11 protein-coding genes are annotated in these 19956 nt (G+C 70.2%); all 11 read right to left on the bottom strand.

What is annotated here, in order from left to right; all coding sequences use genetic code 11:
• Positions 1 to 10: 10 nt before the first annotated feature.
• The 11 genes from KBX63_RS09245 to KBX63_RS09195 all read right to left on the bottom strand — a co-directional run bounded on the left by KBX63_RS09245 (position 11) and on the right by KBX63_RS09195 (position 19906).
• Positions 11 to 1072 carry a hypothetical protein gene (locus KBX63_RS09245; RefSeq protein ID WP_210910560.1) on the bottom strand — a complete coding sequence of 354 codons (1062 nt, stop codon included), beginning with the start codon at positions 1070 to 1072 and terminating at the stop codon, positions 11 to 13.
• A 64-nt stretch (positions 1073 to 1136) separates the two neighbouring features.
• Entirely contained in the window at positions 1137 to 1769 is a 633-nt protein-coding gene (locus KBX63_RS09240; protein WP_210910559.1) for a hypothetical protein, read from the bottom strand.
• Positions 1770 to 1793: 24 nt separating this feature from the next.
• On the bottom strand, positions 1794 to 4979 hold the full coding sequence (locus tag KBX63_RS09235) for an OmpL47-type beta-barrel domain-containing protein (RefSeq protein ID WP_374102200.1): 3186 nt from the start codon (positions 4977 to 4979) through the stop codon (positions 1794 to 1796).
• Positions 4980 to 5047: 68 nt separating this feature from the next.
• Positions 5048 to 9787 carry an Ig-like domain-containing protein gene (locus KBX63_RS09230; RefSeq protein ID WP_247661975.1) on the bottom strand — a complete coding sequence of 1580 codons (4740 nt, stop codon included), beginning with the start codon at positions 9785 to 9787 and terminating at the stop codon, positions 5048 to 5050.
• An 85-nt stretch (positions 9788 to 9872) separates the two neighbouring features.
• The gene (locus tag KBX63_RS09225) at positions 9873 to 11795 is read right to left on the bottom strand and encodes a glycoside hydrolase family 127 protein (protein WP_210910558.1); all 1923 of its coding nucleotides are present in this window, start codon (positions 11793 to 11795) and stop codon (positions 9873 to 9875) included.
• A 2-nt stretch (positions 11796 to 11797) separates the two neighbouring features.
• Positions 11798 to 12709 (bottom strand): carbohydrate ABC transporter permease, encoded by a 912-nt coding sequence (locus KBX63_RS09220; RefSeq protein ID WP_247661974.1) that lies wholly within the window; start codon positions 12707 to 12709, stop codon positions 11798 to 11800.
• A 5-nt stretch (positions 12710 to 12714) separates the two neighbouring features.
• A complete protein-coding gene (locus KBX63_RS09215) occupies positions 12715 to 13593 on the bottom strand; it encodes a carbohydrate ABC transporter permease (RefSeq protein WP_247661973.1) in 879 nt (292 codons plus the stop codon).
• Positions 13594 to 13741: 148 nt separating this feature from the next.
• Positions 13742 to 14983 (bottom strand): sugar ABC transporter substrate-binding protein, encoded by a 1242-nt coding sequence (locus tag KBX63_RS09210; protein ID WP_307871654.1) that lies wholly within the window; start codon positions 14981 to 14983, stop codon positions 13742 to 13744.
• A 585-nt stretch (positions 14984 to 15568) separates the two neighbouring features.
• Positions 15569 to 17029 carry a GTP-binding protein gene (locus tag KBX63_RS09205; protein WP_210910555.1) on the bottom strand — a complete coding sequence of 487 codons (1461 nt, stop codon included), beginning with the start codon at positions 17027 to 17029 and terminating at the stop codon, positions 15569 to 15571.
• A complete protein-coding gene (locus KBX63_RS09200) occupies positions 17026 to 18882 on the bottom strand; it encodes a dynamin family protein (protein WP_210910635.1) in 1857 nt (618 codons plus the stop codon). Before KBX63_RS09200 ends, KBX63_RS09205 begins: the two co-directional genes overlap by 4 nt.
• Positions 18883 to 18997: 115 nt before the next feature.
• On the bottom strand, positions 18998 to 19906 hold the full coding sequence (locus tag KBX63_RS09195) for an IniB N-terminal domain-containing protein (RefSeq protein ID WP_210910554.1): 909 nt from the start codon (positions 19904 to 19906) through the stop codon (positions 18998 to 19000).
• Positions 19907 to 19956 lie beyond the last annotated feature (50 nt).

Genomic DNA, 19956 nt, shown 5'->3' with positions numbered 1-19956 from the left:
CGGGGGGAAATTAGGAGGACTGCGGCGCGTTGCCAGCCAGGGCCGACGTCCGGGCTTCCGCCCGGCCCTCGTTCCGGGCGTCGGCGAGCAGCTGCGCGATTCGCCGCCGGCGTCGGCGGACGGTGTTTCGGATGGCGAGGGCGAGGGCTGCGAGCGCGGCGGCGAGGGCCAGTTGCGGCCATGGCAGTGCCCAGATCGTGACGGTGGCGGTGGCGGGCTTGATCTCGGCGCCGGCCGGGTCACCGCTGAGGATGGCCGGGGTGAGGTCGACGCGCGTCTGGAGTCGGCCCAGCGCCCAGACCCCGTCGAGGTGGGCGCCGACCTCCCGGGTGCCCCCAGGAAGCGTCTCCTCGACGGTCGTCGCGGTTCGCCGTACGGCCAGCCCGAGCGGACCGGTGGCGGCCGTCCGGCCGGTGCCGGTCACCGCGACGTTGCCGTCGTTCGTCGTGGTGTATCTGAGGTGGACGGTGCCGGCCGAGAAGGGGTTCCACGAGCGCTCGTACCTGGCGGTCAGCCCGCTGATCGCCAGGGACCCGGTGACCGTACCGCTGGCCCGCAGCATGACCCGGAACCCGACCCGGCTCTCGACGGCGACCGTGCCTCCCGCGCTCGTGACCGCCGCCGCGATGCCGGCCGGGTGGTCTCCCGGCGTGGCGTCGTTGGGCGCGGTGATGGTGAACGGCACCACCTTCGTCTGGTTGGGCCCGACGCTGACCGTCTCCTGCACCCTGATCCAGGTGCCACCGTCCGTCGACTCACGGTTGGAGGGGAGCATGTTGAAGCGCCCCTTGTCGGTGAGGTAGCCGTCGGCCGCCTTCAGCGCGAAGACCACCGCGCCGTCGCTGAGGTTCCGCACGGCCAGGTGCTCGGTCACCACCTGGCCCGGGTCGAGCGTGCGCTCGACCCATCGGCGGCCGTCCGGCCCCTGCTGGTTGGCCGGTTGGACCGCCCAGGTCAGCGTCGGGCTGGTTGGCTCCGCCACGGCGGTGGCGGGTGCGATCGACACGGTGACGAACACTGCGGCCAGCACGGCGAGCAGTCGCGGCGGCGTCCGCGGCAAGGTCCGGATCATCGCGGGTCCTTCGACGGAGGGATGTGACGGTGGGGGCCACGGCGACGCGGCCCCCACCCGTGCGTCACTCGAACAGGGAGAGGGTCAACGTCGAGGTGTACGAGCCGGCGGCGACCTCCGCCGGGGTCCGCAGGTACAGGTCGGCGTCCACGGAGTACGCGTCGCCGGTGACCGCCTCGGAGTCGAACGTCGACACCAGCAGCTCCTGGTCGACCAGGCCCACGTTGTTGCCGGGCTGGGTCGGCTCGTCCAGGACGGTCACCACCTCCTCGCCCTCGGTGACCAGTCCGGTGTCACCGCCGTCGAGAAGGCGCGGCTTCCAGCCGAGATGGCCGGCGCTGATCGGCGCCTGGGTAGCGCCGCCGACGAAGTCGGTGGCGCTACCCAGCACGGCCCATGCGGCGTTGTCGGGCACCTCCTCGGCCGTACGGGTGTCGGTGACCGTCACCGTCGGCAAACTACCGACGAACTGACGGACCAGCAGGGTCGAGCCGTCCTCGGACAGCGCGACGGAGTTGCCGGCGATCGACATGGCGAGCACGCCGGGTTCGGCGATCTCCTCGATGTCGACCGTCACCCGCACGTCGGCGCTGTCGCCCGGGTCGGCCTGGACCGGCGCCTGCAACGCCACCGTCCCGACCAGCACCGCACCCGCGGCACCGGCCGCGAGCAACCGTCTACGGTTCCCTGTGTTCATCTGCTGCTCCATCATCACTAGTGGTTACGGGGCCTGACGGGGATCGCCGGCACAATCGGCACCGGCGTGGTCTGCGGTGCGGACGGTCGTCACGTCCGCACCGTTGATGGGCCCGGTGGCCCGGACGGTCGCCGAGCCCGCCGGCACCGAGGACGTCCGGGTGGCGAACGACTGGTAGGCGTTCGCACCGGGTGCCACGTTGGCGATGGAACGCTCGCCGTACGCCGTCTCCAGGACGATGTCCACCGGCGCGTCGTGCTCGTTGCGCGCCTGCACGGCGACATACGCCTTACCGCCGACGCACCGCGCCTGCGCGCTGACCGCGACGGGCAACGCGGGTTGGGCGCCCGGGTCGTCGGCGACGACCCGCCACTCGGTGATCGCGACCGCGGAGTACGTGGTGCCGTTCCCGTTGGCCCGGATCGTCGCCCGCACCCGGGGCGTGGTGACCGGATCGAAGGTGACGGTGTTGAACGCGGTGGTGCTCGTGCCGTAGGCGGATGCGCCGGTCACGTCACGCCAGGCCGAGGTCCCCTCGTCCCAGTACTGCAGCACCCACCCGTCGGGTTCGGCGACGCCGTCGCCGGTGCCGCGGTCGGAGTCCCGCCAGAACTTCAACTCCGTGCCGGTGATGCGCACCGGTCGCGTCCAGTCGTACTGGACCCACTGGGTGGCCGGACGGTTGCCGGACCAGGTGCCCCAGACCTGCGCCTGGCTCGGGTTCGCCGGGTCGGCACCGTCGTGGAGGGCGGCGACGCTGTTCCACCCCGCCGTGTAGGAGGCGGTCGGGGTCGCGATGGGCCCGATGTTGCCGGTCAGTGGCCCCGACAGGTCCGCCGGGACGGTGACCGTCTTCGCGGTCTCCAGGTTCCCGGCCGCGTCGAGGGCACGGAACGACACGGTGTGCCGGTTGGGGTCGGGCACCGCGATGGCCCCGCTGTAGGCGGTCCACGCTCCGACGTCGATGGCGTACTCGACACGGGCGACCCCGGAGGTGGCGTCGTTCGCGGTCACCGTGACCGCCCGGGTGGCGCTGCTCACGGTCGCCGTGCTGACCGGCGCCGTGGCGTCGATGCGGACGGCCAGGCTCGCGGGCTCCGAGGTGTTGCCCGCCCGGTCGGTCGCGGTCGCCGTGACGGTGTGCTGGCCGTCCCCGGAGACGTTGGCGTCCAGTGACCGTACGGCGTTCGCGACGACCGGCTCGCCGTCGTCCACCCGCGACTGGATGCTCATCCGGCCGCCCCGGTCGTCGACGCCGGCGATGCGCACGCGCACCGCGGACCGGAACCAGCCGGCCGTGCCGGCGCTGCCGCTGGGCGTGAGCGTCAGCGTCGGCGGGGTCTCGTCGCCCTCGGTGTCCTCCGGCGAGATGACCCGGACCTGCGCGAAGACGCGACCGGCGGCGTAGCCGAGCACGCTGCCGTGGATCGTGAACGTCCCGGGCGTCGCGACGTCCTGCGGCGTTACCGGGTCCCAGTAGACCGGCACCCGCAGCGTCTCGGCGCCGAACGACACCGGCAGACCGTCGGGCAGCTCGGTCTCCCCCACCTCCACCGTGATAGCCGGCGGGCTGACGGACTCCGGCTGAGCGGCGAGGATCTTCCACTCCTCGACCGCCACGCCCGAGTAGGTGCTGCCGTTGGTCGACGCGTCGAACACCGCGCGAACCTGCGTGGTGGTCACCGGGTCGAACGAGGTGGTCTGGAAGCCCTGTGTGCCGGTCGGGAAGCCGCTCGGACTCGGCACGTCGGCCCACTGACCGCTGCCGAGATTCCAGTACTGGATGCGCCAGCGAGCGGGGGCGGCGACGCCCGCGCCGGTGCCCTGCGGCTGGTCGTTCCAGAAGTCGATCTGCGAACCGGAGATCCGCATCGGCTGGTCCCACGTGTACTGCACCCACTGCTGGGGCGGGTTGTTGCCGGTCCAGGTCCCCCACATGTCCGGTGGCAACGGGTTCGACCGGACGATCTCGTCGTTGAGCGCCTTCACCCAGTACTGCGTCGGCACCGGCTGGTTGGAGACGGTGACCGTCGCCGCCTGGGCGATGTTCGCCCGCGGGGTGCGGTCGGGTCCCCTGACCGGCGTCGGCGTCACGGGCTTCAGCCTCGGCGGGCTCTGCGTGTCGTCCCACTCGACCGGGTCGATCGCCACCGACCGGCGGAAATGGCCGCCGCCCGCGGCGTCGGCCGTGTGGTACGCCATGTACCACCTGCCGTCGAACTCCAGGATGCCCGGGTGGCTCGTCGTCGAGGAGACCGGCCGGAGGATGGTGCCCCGGTAGGTCCACGGCCCCTCCGGCGACGACGCCGTCGCGTACGCGATGCAGGCGTGGTAGTTCGCCGGGGTGCACTGCGAGGTCGGGCCGGCGTTGTTCCCGGCGTACGCCATGTAGTAGGTGCCGTTGCGCTTGAAGGCCCAGGCCGCCTCGAAGAAGCCCGTCAGGCCGGTGACCGAGCGCTGGGTGGTGACCGGGGTCCTCATGTCCTGCTGGAGCTCGATCATCCGCAGCTGGCTGAACGAGCCCCACCAGAGGTACACCCGCTGGTTCGGGGCCGTGCCGTCGACGAGGATCGTCGGGTCGATGTTGTGGATGGTGTTGGGCGTCGGCACCCGCTGGGAGATGATCGGCCCGCCCGCGTGGTCGGTCCACGGGCCGGTCGGGCTGTCCGAGACGGCCACGCCGATCGCGAACTTGTCGGACGCCGGGCTGTCCCGTTCGTTGATCGGTACGTACCAGTAGTAGCGGCCGTCCACGCCCCGGACGACCTGACCGGCGTACGCGCGCCCCGGTGTCGCCCAGGCGAAGACCTGCTCCGGGCGCATCAGCGACGGGTAGTGGGTCCACTCCCCCGCCTCGACGTCCGTGGTCCGGAAGGCGCCCCACTCGTTCATGATGAAGTCGTTGGTGGACGGCCCGGCCTGGTCGTGCCCGGTGTAGATGTGGAGCTGGTCCCTGCCACTGTCGTGGCCGGGAGCGCCGGCGGGCACGACGACCGGCGCCGGATCGGCCGAGTAGTAGCTGCCGTCGCCGAGGATGGGATTGACGGTGTTGGTGAAGGTGTACGAATCGGCGGCGTGCGCCGGCGCGGCGACCCCGACCAGGCCGGCGGCGACGAGCCCGGCGACCGCCGCCGCGGCGACCGCGCTGCGGACCCGGCGCACCGGCCGGCGGGTTGGTGGGGCGGCGCCGCGCACCACGGTGGTGTTCACGGTGGCGATCTCCTCACTGTTGTCCGGAGGTGGTGGCGGCGCCGGTGCGGCGCCCCCACCACGAAGGGTCAGCCGCAGTTGAGCGCGCCGAACGGCGCCTCGAACTCCGCCGTCACCGGCTGGCCGTCGACGCTGCCGGTGGCCTTCACCGTCGCGATTCCGGCCTGCACCGTCTTGGCTCGGGTGGTGAACGCCTGGTACGCGGACTTCCCCGGGGCGACGCCGGACACCGTGCGCGACCCGTACGGCGTGACCAGCTCGATGGTGAGCGGCACGTCCTCGGCGTTGCGCGCGTTGACCGAGACGTAGGCGTTGGTGCCGATGCACTGCGTGCGCGCCTGCACCTCGACGTCCCACGTCGGGGTTTCCGGCGGGTCACCCACGGTGAGAGTCAGCGTGGTCCGCGTCGCGCCGGCCTCGCTGACGTAGTCCGGCAGGATCAGGTTGCCGATGATCGTGTAGCGACCGGGGGTGTCGACGATGTCCTCGTCGAACTCCCAGTTGACACCGATGGCCTGGTTGTCCCGAGAGCCGTCGTTGTAGGAGACCTCCACCTTGCTCGGCAGGTGGGGAAGCTCGCCCACGTCGACGGACCGCTCGAACGTCTCGGCGCCCTGGATCGAGATGCCGCCCGGGGCCGTCTCGGGCCGCACGTAGACGCGCGCCTCGGCGATCAGGCCGTACGCGTCGTTCGTGCCGTAGACCACGAATGGTTCGACGTTGGTCTCGGCGACCATAGCCGGCGTGATCTCCTGCCAGTTGAACGCGACGGTGCCGCGAGCGCCGCTGGCGTAGACCGCGTCGAGCGTGCTCGGCAGGGCGGGCACATCGCCCACGGCGGTCCGGATGAGCACCGGAGAACGCACCGAGTCAACGGTCTCGCCGTTGGCGCGCCAACGCAGCACACCGGTACCCGCGCCGCTGCCCATCAGGCCCCAGATGCGGATGCGCAGATAGCTGGTCGTGACGGGTTGGAAGTCGAAGTGGTTGTAGGCGTTGGTGGCGAGCCCGTCGGCGTACGTCGAATCACCGGTGAGGGTGACCGGCGTCCAGGTGGTGCCGTCCGCGGAGGTCTCGATCGCGTACGTCGTGCCCGTGGGCCGGCGGGTGCCACCGTTGTCGTCGTACCAGTAGATGTCGGTCGACGACAGCCGCACCGGTGCGGTCCACCGGTACTGGATCCACGCCTCCCGCTCCGGGCTGGTGCCGTTCTGCGGCTGGCCCCAGTTGCCCCAGCCGTTTCCGGCCCCCGGGTTCGAGCTGTTCGGGGTGGTGCTCTCCTTGACCCGCTGGTGGTTCTCCCACGACGCGGTGCCGCTGGTGCTGATCGTCGCGGAGGAGCCGAACTCGGCGACCACCTCCCGCTTCGCGAGGGTCACCGCCACGGTCGCCTCCGACCGCTTCTCGCCATCGTTGGCGAAGAGCCGGAACACGTAGTCACCCTCGACCGTGCCGGTCACCCGGGTCGTCAGTGCCTTCGCATCGGAGAAGATGACGCCCGCTCCGGGCGGAGCCGAGACGGTCTCCCAGCCGAAGGTGAGCTCGCTGTCGTAGGGGATGCCGTCGTCGGACACCGTGCCGACCAGCATGGTGGACAGGTTGCCGTCCGCCGAGCCGTCGCGCGCGGCGGTGACCACGGGCGCCTGGTTGGAGACCTCCGGTACGTCACGTCCCGAGTCGAACACCTGGATCTCGGAGATCGCCGTGTAGAAGGTCGGGTTGTTGGTGAAGGCGATGCGCAGCTTGTTCGACGTCACGGTGTCGAACAGCGCCTCGTTGAACTTCGCCGACGGGACGGTCGGGTTCTTGAACTGGCCCGGTACCTCCTTCCAGCCGCCGTCGCCGTCAGGCACCTGCACCCACCACCGAGCGGGTTCGCGGTAGCCACCGGCCTGGCGGTCGCTGACCGCGTACACCTGCACGTTGTCGAAGGATTTGGCCGAGCCGAGGTCCAGCTCGATGTAACCGTTCTTGTCGGTCGTGCCGTAGTTGCCCCAGTACGGCTCGTTGGCGGTGACGCCGTCGGTCACGGCCGCGAGCGACACCGGCCGCTCGGTCTCCTTGATGGCGCCGGGCGTGTGGTTCATTGAGGTGGCGCTCCAGCCGGGCGTGTGGAACTGCCGCCACGGCGTGGGCCGCACGCCCTGCTGGGTGTACGACGAGCTGAGGTTGGCGCCCGCCGCCAGGTTCGGCGCGTCCTCGGTGAGGTCGATGCCGGCCGTCTTCAGGTACTCGACGACGCGGGTGTCCTCGATCGGGGTGTCCACCGCGCTCGGGACGTTGGCCCCGGTCGTCGCGGTGAACGTGACGCTCAGGCCGGCCTCGGCCTGGACCTGGTTGGTGCGCGGGTCGTAGGTGAGCTTGCCGAGCTTGTCGGTGCTGACCTTCTTCTCGCCGTTCAGGAACAGGCTGTAGCCGGCGCCCAGGCCGTAGTTACTGCCGTCCGGGTCCCAGACGATGGTGACGTCCTGCCCGTGGTAGCGCAGGTTGTTGGCCATGAAGTGGTCGTATCCGAACGCGATGGGCGACAGCTCGATCTTGTCGTCGGAGCGTGGCTGGAGCCCGGCCATGTCCTCGACGAAGATGTAGTTCATGTTGCCGAGCATCACGTGGTTCGGGTTGTTGCGGTTGTAGGTCTTCGCGGTCGGGTTCCAGTTGGAGTAGTACTCCGCCTGGTTCGGGGCGCGCAGGTCCGCGTTCGGGTAGATGCTCCAGGCCATCCAGTCCAACAGCCGCTTCGCGTACGCCGGGGTTATGTACTTCTGCTCCGGGTCGTAGTGGCGCAGGGCCGAGCGGACACCGCGGTACTGCACGGTGAAGTTGATGTTGGAGAAGTTGTTGGAGCCACCGATCCCGTACGCGGTGCGGTCGTACTGGTTCGCGGTGTAGAACGGGAAGATCGGGAAGTTGTCGCCGTAGGTCAGGAAGCGGTAGCCGTCGACGTAGTTCTGCCACTGGTCGAACGGGATGAGGTTCTCGGCGTAGACGTCGTAGAGGTTCGACTCCCGGGCCGGGATCAGGTCGCGGGCCGACTCGGGCAGCGGGTTGGGCCGGCCGTTGGCGCTGGCCGCGCTGGTGGCGCCGTGCGACGTGCCGGCGAGGAACATCCGCATGTCGGGGCTCCACAGCCGATCGAGGATCGCCGCGCGGATGGCGTCGGCGCCGCCGGCCATCTCATCGACCTTGCCCTGATCGGCGCCGGCGAGCTGGTAGAGCTGGCGGGCGGCGTCGAACGCGCCCCACACGTACGCCGACTCGGGGCGCTCGATGGTGCGCGCGCCGGGTGCGCCGGCGTTGGTCTTCGGGTAGCCGAAGGTGATCGCGTCGGCGTCGTTGCCCGGCATGTAGTTGGTGTCGTAGGCGATGAGCTTGTCGTCGTTGCCGTCGTAGTGCTCGAGCTGACCGACGCCGTCGCCCTCGAAGTAGCGGGCGAACTTCCGGGCGATCTCCTTGCCGCCGCCGTGCACGTTGTAGGCCTCGAGCCCGGCGGTGCCGAGGTACTGCGAGTAGTGGTTGTTCCAGCTCGTGTGCCCCGGGCTGTCCAGGAAGGCCGAGGAACCCGACAGCTCCCCGATGTTGAGCACCTGGCCGTACGGCAGGTAGGGCGTGCGCAGCCACTTCGTGTCCTGCAGGTGCATCGGCTGGGTCAGCGCGACGGCGTTCTGGTAGAGGTTCACCCCCTCGATCGTCGTGGGGTACTGGTAGACGTGGCCGGGCGCGTTGGCGTCGAGGGTGTTGTACCGCTCGCCCCACCAGCGGTAGACGATGGCCTTCTCCAGCGCCGGGTCGGGCACGTCGATGTAGGGCACGTCCTGCGCCCAGCGACGGTTGAAGGCGGTGATGCCGGTACGCACGGCCGTGGCCGGCGACATCTCGGCGTACTCCTGGTAGCTCTTGACCGTGTTGGTCAGCGTGGCCGAGGAGACGGCGCCGACCACCGACAACGACACCGAGCCGCCGGCCGGCACGGTGATCTCGCGGTCCAGGTTGGCTCCGGTACGACTGAAGCCGGCACCGGTCACGTCGACCTTGATCGAGTCCCACGCGGTGTCGATGAGCCCGTTGTTGGCGCCGCTGGTGATGGTGCGCGTGCCGGTCAGCGTGGCGGTGCCCGGCCCTGCCTGGGTGGCCAGCGGTGAGGCGGCGCGGACGGTGAAGGTGGCCGGTGCGTCGCCGGGGTTGTCGAAGTCGAGGGCGGTGACGGCGACGTTGTCCTCGGTGATGAACTTGGTCTGGTTCGCGGTGACGCCGGTGGTCCCGATCGTGTACCGGCTCTTCGCGTGGCTGGGCGCGTTGAACCGGTTGGCGTTGACCTCGGTGACGGTCTGCCCGGGCACCGTGACGGTGTACAGGTTGCCGAGGTTGTTGGGGCCGCCGACGTAGGCGCTGCCGGCGAAGCCCATGGTGGTGAAGTTGTTGTTGCTCGCGCCGCGCATGTAGAGGGAGCGGCCGCGGGTCATCAGCACCGCCGACCCAAGCGTTCCGGGGACGCCCAGAACGCGGTCGAGGTAGTAGTCCGTGCCGCCTGCGGCCAGATCCTTCTCGAAGATCGACTGGTGCATGTTCCCCGCGGTGAACGGCACACCGGGCTTGAGCTGGTTGGCGACGTCACCGACGTTGCTGTAGGTCGGGTCGCCGATCTCCATGGCGTGGTTCTGCCCGTTGGTGTAGACACCGACGTCACCCTCGTTGCCCGGCAGGATCGGGCTGTCGGCGTGGGCCGGGGACGGTACGCCGACCGCCCCTCCCACCACCAGCGCGGCCAGGGCGGCCCAGAGGGGCACCCGCCTCATTCGTCTATGGATCATGTCGTTTCCTCCTTGACGTCGGTGCGGCTGAACGGGAGGTGCGTTAGCGCTAACATCAGTGGGCCCCGCAGCCCGTGACATGTGGTCAGCGGGCTGTCGGGAGCCAGACGCGCATGGTCGAGGGCCCTCGGTTGGCCCAGTCGTGGTACTCCACCAGCGCCACCTCGTCGAGGTCCTCGCCGACCACCGGCGCCGGCTCGACCGCGTCGTCCCGGTAGGGCCAGTCGTGGTCGCGCGGACGGACGCGCCGGCAGCGCACGGCGACGCGGCCATCGACGAGGCGGGGCGGTTGGCTGGTGTCGACGCGCAGCTCGTCGACCGTCTCGACGCCGGGCACGTCCACGGACTCCAGGGCGAGCACGAGGGGGCCGTGCTCCACCGCGACGCAGCCACGGACCGTGTCGATGCGGGCGTCCGGGTAGGTGAACCGGGGCGCCATCGGCAGGGACAGAACGACCTCGTCCCCCCGTCGCCACGTCCGGCTCTCGGTGACGAAGCCCGGACCGACCGACCGGGTGTCTCCGTCGATGGTCAGCGTGGCACCCTGTGCCGCCCAACCGGGCACTCGCAACGACAGCGCCCAGGGGCCGTCGTCGTCGCTCTCGATCCGTACCCGGACCTGCTCGCCGTGGGGGTAGTCGGTCGCGATGCTCACGCACCGGTCACGCCCGTCCGCCAAGCGGTGCTCGACGGTGCCGGGCAGGTACTGGTGAAGTTGGAGGCCCTCGTCATCGGACGTCGCGACGTAGGCCGACAGGCTGGCCAGGGTGCGGGCGACGTTGGTCGGGCAGCAGGAGACCTCGAACCAGGGCGCCCTCAGCGAGGCCGCCGCGCGAAGGCTGGGCCGGTCGGCGTCGGGGAGAGTGCCGAGTTCGCGGCGGTGCAGGGTGTTGGTGTAGAAGAAGCTCCGCCCGTCGGCCGACGGCGAGGTCGACACCACATTGAACAAGGTGCGCTCGATGAGGTCGGCGTACCGGGGGTCGCCGTCGGCGAGCAGCAGCCGCCACGCGAGCATCACCGAACCGACACCGGCGCAGGTCTCGGAGTAGGCACGGTCGGGAGGCAGCACCCAGTCCTCGCCGAACGCCTCGTCCTGGTGCCGGGAGCCCTGCCCGCCGGTGACGTACGTGCGGCGGGCCACCCCGTTGCTCCACTGGGTGCGTACCGCGTCCAGCAGGCTGGCGTCCTTCAGTTCGACGGCCACGTCGGCCGCGCCGGCGGCGAGGTAGTTCGCCCGTACCGCGTGCCCCCGCAGGACCGTCGCCTCCCGGACGGGACGTTCGTCCTGGAAGTACTCCCTACCGAATTCCACATCACCGAGCCGCCCGTGACCCCGCCGGTCGACGAAGAGGGCGGCCTGGGTCAGGTAGCGGTCATCACCGGTGACCCGGGCGAACTCCACCAGCGCAGTCTCGATCTCCGGATGCCCGCAGAGGCCGTCGATGCCGTCCGGCCCGAACGTCTCGCACACGTTGTCGGCGGCACGGCGGGCGACCTCGAACAACCCGTCGTCCGCACCCGGACGCGTTCGGGCGCGGGCGACCGCGGCTTGCAGGAGATGACCGACGCAGTAAAGCTCATGACCCCATTCGAGGTCGGACCACCGGGGCGCCTGCCCTGCGCGACCGAACCTGGTGTTGAGGTAGCCGTCGGCCTCCTGCGCCGCGGCCACCCGTCGCACGATGGCGCGAAACCTCGACTCCAGCTCGGCATCGCCGCTCCGGCCGATCTCCCACGCCATCGCCTCGAGGAACTTGTAGATCTCCGAGTCGGAGAACTCGCGTCCACGGCGTTCGCGCGACAGGTCACCCTGGACGGCGAGGTCGAAGTTGCCGATCCAGCCCGCACGCTCGAGCCAGTGCTCGATGTGCGGAAGGGTCGCGGCGGCGTTGATCGATTGACGCTCGGCCCAGAATCCGCCCGTGATCCGGACCTGGTCCAGGCCGAGCGGCCGGAGTCGGCCACGGATCGGCAGGACAGGGGCGGCCGTAGGTACGGTGCCGCTCATGGTCATCCCTTCATCGCGCCGGACATGAAGCCGCGCACGTAGTGTCGTTGGAGCAGCAGGAACAGGACGATGCACGGAAGGGCGAGAACGACGACGCCCGCTTCGGTCGCTCCGTAGTCGACGACACCCTGGACCTGGCCCCGCAGATTGGACACAGCGAGCGGAAGGGTCATGCGCTCGCTGTCGTTGATGAGGATCAGCGGCGCCATGAAGTCGTTCCACGCGGTGAGGAACGCGAACAGCCCAACGGTGATCAGGCCCGGCTTCACCGCGGGCAACAGCACCCGCCACAGAGCGCTGAACGTCGAGCACCCGTCGACCATCGCGGCCTCGTCCAGTTCCCGCGGCACCGCCTCGAAGGAGATGCGCATCAGGAATGTGGAGAACGGCAGCTGGAACATCGTGAGCACGAGGGCCACGCCGACGAGAGAGTTCTCCAGCCCCACCTGGTTGAGCAGCACGTAGAGCGGGATCAGCAACGTCGCGTACGGGACCATCAGGATGGCGAGCGTGACCAGGAACAGGATGTTCTTGCCGGGAAAGCGGAACCGGGCGAACGCGTAACCACCGAGGAGGGAGATCAGCAGCGTCAGGGCGACCGCGAGCAGGGCGACGAAGGCCGTGTTCGCGAAGTAGCGCCAGATGCCGGCCTGATAGTTCGCCAACGTTTCGTAGTTGCCGAAGCCCCAGCCGTCCACCTGGTTGGTGCCGGCCCGCGGGCCCACCGAGGCGACGGCCGTCCAGAGGAGCGGAGCCAGGAAGATCAATCCCACCGAGCCGGAGAGCACCCAGTACGGTGTGCGCAGGGCGATGCCGGCGATGGTGACGCCCTTGGGACCGGTGGGGCGACCTGGCGCCGCGGCGGATGGCGGAGGCCCGCCGCGACCGGTGCGGGAACGGGATACGGCGACCATCGGCGTCAGTTCTCCTCGGACCGGAAGGCGCGCAGTTGCAGCGCGTTGATGAGGACCAGGGCCAGCAGCACGATGACGGAGAGGGCCGCCGCCACACCGAGGTCGTTCTGACCTTGGAACGCCACCATGTAGATGAGCTGGACGACGGTGATCGTGCTGTTGTCCGGACCGCCCTTGGTCAGGATGTAGAACTGCTCGAAGGCGAGCAGGGAACCGGTCACGCAGAGCACGGTCGTCAGTGCCAGGGTCGGGCGCAGCAGCGGCAGGGTGATCTTCCGGAAGGTCTGCCACCGGCTGGCGCCGTCCGCGCGGGCGGCCTCGTAGACGTCCGCCGGTATGCCCTGCAGGCCGACCAGCATGAGCACCATATAGAAGCCGGCGTAGCGCCACACGATGAGGAAGGTCGTCGAGATGAGCGCCGCGGTCGGTGAACCGAGGAAGGTGACGCCGAGACGATCCATCACCGGCGCCAGTGGGCTCGCGTACGGCGAATAGAGGACGTAGAACAACAGGGACGCCGACGCCAGCCCGAGGGCACTGGGAATCAGAAACGACGCGCGGAGCAGGTTGTTCCACCGGCTCGACTCCTGCACGAGCAGGGCCAGCCCCAGGCCGAGGGCCAGGAGCAGCACGGTCGCGAGCGCGGTGTACTTGAGGGTGAACACCACCGAGTCGGTGAAGAACCGGTGGTTGACCGCCTTGACGAAGTTGTCGGGAGCGTTGACTCCCTGGTCGCCGGAGAGCAGTGGCCACCTCGACACCGACATCCTGATGACGAGCAGCAGCGGCACGGCGAACAGCGCCACGACGAACACCGCGGTCGGTGTCGCGTAGAGCCAGCCCAGCAGGGCCTGACGGCCCCGTGTACGGGCACGGTCCCGCATCGCCGCACTGGGCGGGCGAGACGGTGCGGTGACTCTCATGGGAACCTCTCGATCGGTCGGCCGGGGGCGGTCGCTGACGGGTCGTGTCCCGCCGTGGGGCGTGTGCCGGCCCGGGGAGCCATCGGTCGGCACACGCCCGCGTGCGCACCTACTGCTTGAGCACGGCGGTGATCTCGCCGTTGTCCTTCTGCAGGTCGCCGCTGCCGTTCAGCACCCGATTGCGGACGAGGGTCAGCCAGGGGCTGTTCGGCGCGTTGAACGCCTGCTGGAAGTTCAGCGCGACGGGGGTGTCGCCCTTTCCGGCGGCCTCGTTGATGGTGACCAGCCGCGGGTCCTCGGCGGCGTACCTGTTGTTCGCGAGGTCGGCGCGGGACACCACGTCCTTGTTCTTCGCCAGCACCTCGACCTGGGCTTCCTCGGACATCATCCAGCTGAGGAAGTTCCAGGCCTGAGCCGCCTTCTTCGAGTCCTTCGACACGCCGAGGCCGTCCCCGCCGACGAAGGTGGAGCCACCGCCGTTGGGGCCGGGGATCGGGGCCACACCGACGTCGAACGGGGTGGAGGAGAGCAGCGTCGCCGGGTAGAGCATCAGACCGACCTTGCCCTCGGTGAACGGGGCGGTCCAGGTCGGACCCGTCTCACCCTCCGAGGCGGGCAGAACGGCACCGGACTTCCACAGGTCGTTCCAGGTGCTGTAGACCTTCTGGGCGGTGTCGTCGGCGAGCTTGGACTCGGTGCCGTCCTCGCTCAGCACCTCCCCGCCGCCGGCCCAGACCGACGGGAACCAGGTGAAGACCAGGCAGCCGCCGCAGCTCAGACCGGTCGCCGTGCCGTAGACGCCGTTCTTCTTGGTTGCCTGGACCGCCTTGGCGGCGGCGGCGTACTCCTCGAGCGTCGCCGGGGCCTTCTCCGGGTCCAGCCCGGCCTCCTTGAACAGCTGCTTGTTCCAGAACAGCATCGACAGGTCCAGCACGAAGGGCAGGACGTGCTTCTTGCCCTCCACCGTGCCGGCCGAGAGGTGGCCCTTGTTGATGGAGTCCTTGAAGCTGAGGCCGTCGATGTTGGTGCTGAGATCCTGGAAGAGGCCCTGCTTCACCCAGTTCGGCACGTAGACGATGTCCGCGGCGAAGAGGTCGGGAAGCCCGTCCGAGCCGGCCGCCGCACCGACCTTCGCGACATAGTCGTCGTTGGGTACGACGGTCAGCTTGACCTTGTTCTGGTGGCCGGCGTTGTACGCGTCGACGAGGAGCTTCGCCTGCTTCTCCAGCGGCGCGCGGGTCCACATGGTGAGCTCGCTGCCGTCGTCGACGCCGTTCGGCCCGGCCTCGGCCGCGCTCGTGCCGCCGTCGTCACTGCCGCACGCGGCCACGCCCACGGTCAGCGCCGCCACGAGGACTCCTGCCAATGAACGCAGGGCAGTGCGCCTGCCCAAGGTTCTCATCATGGTTCGTCTCCTAGGGTTCATCGTTCGGAGGAGCCGGTACGCGGGTCCTGCGAGCGAGGATCAGTCCGGGTCCGTGGTTCGTTCGTATCGCCGGGGTGGGCTGGAACCGCTATGCCGGAGCGATGCCACCGGCCACCGCGACCGCCCGCGGTGGCCGCCAGGCAGGGCCGGCGGATCGTGTCGGCAGCCGTGCGCATCGGTCCACTGGCGACCGTCCGGCATGTCGCGAGATTGCAACGTCCTCATCGCGCCCCCGCCTCCCGCCGGATCCGGCGCGGCTCGTGCAGCACGTCGTTGCCGCCGCGACCGGGTGGTGGATGTCACTTTCCGCCGCTAGCGTCGCGCACGAAAACGGTTTCGGCAAGATGTCAGGCGGGTAAAACCTGAGCCGCTTTCGCTGGCTCCCTTACCGTCCTACGTAGGCAGACGGGGCACCTGGCCTGCCGGGCGCCTGAGCCCGCAAGCGACTGCCGGCCTTCCTGAAAAGCTTGCGAAAGCGTTTCGGTAGACCGGCAGTGCCGCCGCCGGATCTCACCGACCGCCGGCGGCCAGCTCGGCGAGCATCCCCTCGCAGCTGCGGACGACGACCTGCGCGCCGCGCCGCTGAGCCAGTGGGAGCAGTGGGTCCTCGGCCCGGTCCCGCCATCGCCACTGCGCATCGGCGGCGACCTCCCAGAGCCGCTGCACGGTCGCCTCGTGCTCGACGCCGAGTCGGGCCGCCAACCCGACCCCGTCGCCACCGATCAGACGCTGCGCCTCGGCGACCAGCTCGGCGTCGAACCCGAGCCGGCTGTTGCGCAGCGCCACCAGCAGCCGGAGCTCCCGGAACTCGTGCGCACCAGCGAGGATCTGCTCGACCGCGCCGACCAGCTCGTCGGCACCCCGCACGGGCTCGGCTCGCACCAGGGCCTCCACAGCGGCCAACGCCGACCGGGCCTTCAACGTGTCGCGGCGATCGATGAAGCAGCGGGTCATCGACTCGCGCAGCTCGGTGAGACCGCTACGGCGGATGAGCTCGGCGGACAACTTCACCCGGCTGTCGAAGCCGGTACGGACCAGGGTGGCCGCCAGTCGGATCCCGAAGAGCCCGAACCGGTCCAGCAGTGCCGCGCGCACCTCGGGGTCCAGCCGTACCGGCAGCTCGCCACGGAGGAAGCGGTCGGCGGAGAGCAAATGCGCCTCCAGCTCCGCCCGGGAGACCCGGGCCAGCGTCGCGAACGCGGCGAAGTCCGACTCGCTGAGCATCCGACCCGCCAGACCGATCGCCCCGCTACACGCCACCACGTTCACGCAGAGCGCGCTGACCCGCGGATCCCGATGGTGGCGCCGGGCCAGCTGGCGGGCGGTGAGCAGCCCGTCGATCCGGCCACCACCGGTCTCGTCCGCCCGGGACAACACCATGATCACATTCACCGGAGCGGCCTGCCCGACCGCACTCTCCCGGCCGGACTCCAACACCCGCAGATCGCTGTCGCGACCATCGCGAGTCAGGTACAACACCGCGTCCGCGTCCCGCAGCACCCGGTCCATCACCGGCACGCGACCCTGCTCGCCGGCGCCGGTGACCGCCGGAGTGTCGATCAGGGTCACCTGGCGCAGCGCCCGCGTCGGCCACTGCACCACGATGTCGCGCACCTCCCCCGCCCCCCAGCCGAGATCCACCCGCATCCCGGTCGCCGACTTGACCACCGTCAGCTCCTGCGGAGGCTGGCCGGCCGGGTAGGCGGTGGCGCGCGGCTGGGCGCCGTCCTCGTACCAGGTGAAGACGCCGTCGGCTCCCTCGACCGGCGCGACCTCCTCTCCCATCAGCGCGTTCAGCACCGTCGACTTGCCGGCACGCCAGGGGCCCGCGACCGCGATCCGCAGCGGTTGCTCCAACCGGGCCACCTGATGCCGCAACTGTCCGACGGCCCGGGGGTTGTCCTGGTAGAGGTCGATGGCCTGGTGCAGTAACCCCCACGCGGCCTCGTCCAACCGCAGCCCGACGGTCACGCCCGAGGCTCCAGCAGCACCGGAGCCGCACGGGTACCGCTCAACTGCTGAGCCTGCTCGTAGAGCGCGGCCAACCGGGTCATCTTCAGCCGGATCTCACGCTGCCGCTGGTCACGCAGGGCGGCATCGGTGTCGGCCTCCTGCTTCGCGCTGCGGAACGACTGGACGATGGCCTCCTGGAGCTCCTCGGTCAGCCCCGTGAAGTGGTCCCGCAGCATCCGCTGCACCTGCCGGCCGGCGTCCCGGCAGTCCCTGATCATCCGGACGAAGAAGTCGTCGACATGCCGCTGGATCGCCGTCTTAACGGTCGCCTGTCGGCGGCGCAGCAACTGCTTGCTCTCGTCGCGGATGCTCTTGCCGCCGAAGAGCGCGCCGATGCCGACCGAGACCGGATTGATCATCGGCATCCCGGCCAACGTCGTCGCCAGACCGAACATCAGCATGCCGCCGTACGAGCCCTTCATGCCGGTGAACAGCTTCTGACCGGTGGTGAACTTGTCGATCCTCGGCCGTTCCAGCTCGGGCAGCCGGCCACCGATATCCTCCGGCATCGTCATCGACCAGGGCGGCAACACGTCGTAGCCGTACCGGGCGAAGTTGGCGGCCACCCGGCGGGCGATCCAGTCGCAGCGCTGGATCAGCCACTCGTGGTTCGCCTCCGCCGCCTCCACCAGGCTCCGCTCCAGCCAGTCCTGGAAGGTGTCCCACGCGACCAGCGGATCGGCCGTGTCGAACGCCTCGTCCACCGTGCGCAGGATCTGCCGGGTCCGGTCGCGCAGGTCGTACTCGATGTCCGAGAGCAGGTCGGCCATCTCGTCTGCGAGGGTGTTCTGCCACCGGGTGGAGCAGCGGCGCAGCTCGTCGACCTCACGCTGGGCCGCGTGCAGCCGGGAGATCGGCCCGGACTGCTCCTCGGCCTCCTGGGTCGCCAGCTCGGCGCGCAACGGCGCGGCCAACTGCTCCACCACCGTCCGGGCCACCCCCTGCACCGAGGCCCGGGCCAGCTGATCGGCCTTGCCGGAAAGGTCCCGCTGCAACCGGGCGATCAGCGCGGGGAAGCCCGACTCGGCGTTGAGGCCACGGTCGTTGGCCGCGGCAGCGCGCAGCCGCAGCGCCGCCGAGACCGGGATCACGGGCGCCGGGACGCCGGCGTCGGCCAGGTGCTGTCGGTTGCGCTCGACGACCGCGCGCCAGTCCGCCACGAGATCCGTCTTGCTCTGCACCACGACCACGTTCGGATGCGAGCGCATGACGTGCAGCAACATGTTCAACTCGGTGACCGAGAGTTCCCGAGTGGAGTCGGAGACCAGCAGCACGGTGTCCGCACGGGTGGGAGCGGCGACCGGGGCACTGCCGCCGAGCACGGCGATCTGGTCGGTGCCGGGAGTGTCCACCAGCACCAGTCCGGCACCGAGCAGGGCGCGGGGCAGCCCGATCTCGACGTACGCCGGGCCACCACCCGGCCGGCGCCCCATCGTGCCGGCCACCCCCGCCGCGACCTGGTTGAGCGCCACCGGAGACCGCTCGACGATCGCCGCGGGCGCGGCGCCGGCGGGCCGGGCCGGTGCCGGTGGCGGCGCCTGGACCACGGCGGCGGACGCGACGTCGGCGTGCTGCACCACGGTCGGTAGAACTGTGGTGCGGCCGTCGCCGACCGGGCAGGCCGGCGCGTTGATGATCGCGTTGATCAGCTGGCTCTTGCCCTGGTTCGGCTCCCCGATGACCAGGACGCGAAGCTTCGGGTCCAGCAGTTGGGCACGCTTCTGCCGCACCGTCTGGAGCAGGTCACCTCGGCCGTGTGCGTTGCACGTGCGGGCGATCTCGTCCAGCACGTCCAACCAGATCCCCACCATCACCGCACCAAGTGTGCGGATTTCGGCTCAATTATCAAGAGGGACCGGATGTGGAACCGGAGAGGGCCGGATCGCCCACGGCGATCCGGCCTCCCGCTCCTACCGGGAATCCCCGTCAGAGCAGACCGCCGGTGATGCCCAGCAGTCCGTTGTCGGACGAGGAGTGCCCGCCGTCGAGCAGGTCGCCGGTCACGCCATCGGTGACGCCGCCGGTCACGTCACCGACCGTGCCGGTGACACCGGGGACGAGCCCGTCCACCTGGTGCGTCACGCCGCCCACCACGGACGGCACGTCGAGCGGCGGGACCACGCCGCCGACGACGCCGCCACCGTCGCCCAGGCCCAGTCCGCCCAGGGTGTCGTCGACACCGAGAGAGCCGACGACACCGCCGAGCTGACCCTCGGTGCCGGAGAGGACACCACCGGTCAGGTCGCCGCCGAGCAGGTCGCCACCGAGCAGACCCGGGTCGGCGGTGCCGATCAGGCCGGTCGGGTTGCCCACCGTGCCGGTGACGTCACCGACAACCGGGTCCACGATGCCGTCCACCGGCTCCACCACGTCGGCGTCGAGGGTGTGCGCCACGTCGGACACGCCGGTCAGGTCCGTGTCGAGGCCGTTCGGACCGACACCCAGGCCGATCCCTGGCAGCACGGTGACGCCAGCGGCGACCGTCGCCGGGTCGACCGCGATGGCACCCAGCACACCGGCCTTGACGTCCAGGCCGCTGGGAGCGCTGGTGATGCTGATCTGCTGCGCCACGCTCTGGAGCTGACCGACCACGTCGGTGGCGTCGGTCACCAGCGGGTCGAACCCGAGCTGCCCGACCGGGGCCAGCGGCGCGAGGCCCTGACCCGGGGCGTAGTCGACCACCAGCGGAACCACGTCCTGCACGTCGGCGGCGGTGATGTCGGTGAGCCCCGCGGCGTTCAGCGCACCCTCCGGGTCGAGGTCGAACGCCGACCGCGCATCGGGGTTGGTCAGCAGATCGAGCACGAAGTCGTGGAGGGTCTGGTTCGAGTCCATGTGCCGGTTCTCCTCGGATGTGGCATCAGCGACCGTCGTTCGTCGACAGT

The sequence above is a fragment of the Micromonospora sp. U21 genome (genome assembly GCF_018070045.1).
GTDB lineage: Bacteria > Actinomycetota > Actinomycetes > Mycobacteriales > Micromonosporaceae > Micromonospora.
This window is presented reverse-complemented; position numbering and strand designations above follow the sequence as displayed.